The sequence below is a fragment of the Paenibacillus marchantiophytorum genome (genome assembly GCF_014640555.1).
Taxonomy (GTDB): Bacteria; Bacillota; Bacilli; order Paenibacillales; family NBRC-103111; genus Paenibacillus_E; species Paenibacillus_E marchantiophytorum.
The window spans coordinates 1-1,740 of the sequence record NZ_BMHE01000115.1; the positions used below are offsets into that span (position 1 = coordinate 1).

The window sequence follows — 1,740 nt, forward strand, 5'->3', positions numbered from 1 at the left end:
AGCCACACAGGCAAGTAAAAAGCTCTCAAAATTGATTAAAAGTCAACTCCAACAATGGATCGCCGGTTTGCCCAGTTATCTTAAGGCTTACTTGCCCATTTCAAGCTGCGAAGTTTGAGTTATTAAAGCAAAAGTGGTTGCAAACAAAAATAGCCCTGATTACCAAGGGCTTGAATGCATCTTATTTATGTTCGCCGTGCATCTTCAACTTAAATCCCACTGGCTATTCACCTTGTCAAATATTTTTTGAATGCTCACTTTATTTTTTCGAATAATTTCTACTGTTTTTTCAAACTCTTCATTGCTTTGGCTATCCAGTCGAATGGGATTTCCATTGGAATCCACCATTATATCGTAACCTCCGCTATTGTCTTGAATACGCAGCCCATATTTATATCCCCCGAACACTTTTAGCCAAATTATTAAAGAGCAAATGTCATCTGGAGCCACAGACCCCAAGTTGCCGGTTAAACTTAAATAATCCGGTTTTTTAACATTAAAATTATAACCTTCAGAACCCACTATATGATAAGTACCGTATTTATCCTTTGGTACCGTTTCAGTATAAGGCTTGTACTTGAAATTCACAAAAACTAACCACGTTAAATTCCAAATAATAAAAATCAAAATAGCAATTCCTATGGCAAGCATAATTTTACTTTTTCTCCACATTGTTTTCATAAGTTAATGATCCGTTCCCCTTTCTTTTTCATATCTTCGTCATGGGTAACCATGATAATTGTTTTCCCTTGGTTGTGTAGCTGCTTAATAATGTCAAGCACGGCCTCTGCATTCTTTTTATCAAGTGATCCTGTTGGTTCATCTGCTAGTATAATATTACACTTTTTTACCATTAATCTTGCTAGTGCAACTCGCTGTTGTTCGCCTCCAGACAATGTATACACTTTACTATTCAACTTGTCCGATATGCCAACCATCTCCAAAGCCTGTTCAATGGAAACTCCAGATTGACTTTCTTTACGAACAAGTTTTAAATTTTCTTTCACTGTCTTATGCTCGACGAGTGCAAAGTTCTGGAAAAGAAGACCGATTTTATATTTGAAATACTGTAGTTGGTATTTTCTTTTATGGATATTGAGACCATCAACGAGAATTTCGCCGCTGTCAATTGATTCAATAGCTCCAATCATATTAAGAAGAGTCGTTTTCCCGCATCCACTAGCGCCAGAGAAAATAACGAACTCACCACTATCAATTTTTAGCTCCAAGTTAGAAAATATAACTTTACCCTCAAAAGACTTCGATACTGTTTTTATCTCTATCATAAATTTCCTCCCTTTAAAATTATACTTATTTTTGCCCTTTCAAGCTTCCGTATGTAAGTTAAGATAATAAAGGGTTCTATTAGAAAAATAAATATGCTGCCATAAACAAGATAGTTAACTATATTTCCGTTAATAAAAATCCAGACAATCATTGCCCCGATCATACCTAGAATCGTAGGAATAAGTGTAACAAGTAAAATTTTTTTATTTTTTTGCCAAATATTATATCCTAATATTTTTTTTAAACACAATTCTATCGCATTAACTTCATATTCCAAACGGAGTATAGACTTAATGATCACAATTTCTAAAAATAATATTAAAATACTTGAATGAATTTCATAATTCAAAAGCCTTACCCCATCTGAGTATTTAAGGCGCAAAAAAGGGAGTACCTCCCCAAATCTCGAAGTGTTTAGTACCACTACCACACACTTGAGAGAGGGTTGAACTC

General features: G+C 34.7%; 3 protein-coding genes. All 3 read right to left on the bottom strand.

From position 1 onward, the window contains the following. Positions 1-204 precede the first annotated feature (204 nt). Positions 205-681: a hypothetical protein gene (locus IEY34_RS36080; RefSeq protein WP_189021102.1), complete on the bottom strand. Its 477-nt coding sequence runs from the start codon at positions 679-681 to the stop codon at positions 205-207. After that, a complete protein-coding gene (locus tag IEY34_RS36085) occupies positions 678-1,286 on the bottom strand; it encodes an ABC transporter ATP-binding protein (protein ID WP_189021104.1) in 609 nt (202 codons plus the stop codon). Before IEY34_RS36085 ends, IEY34_RS36080 begins: the two co-directional genes overlap by 4 nt. Beyond that, on the bottom strand, positions 1,283-1,740 hold a 458-nt coding region (locus IEY34_RS36090; RefSeq protein ID WP_229758030.1), incomplete at its 5' end, for a DUF1430 domain-containing protein. The genes IEY34_RS36085 and IEY34_RS36090, both read right to left, overlap by 4 nt.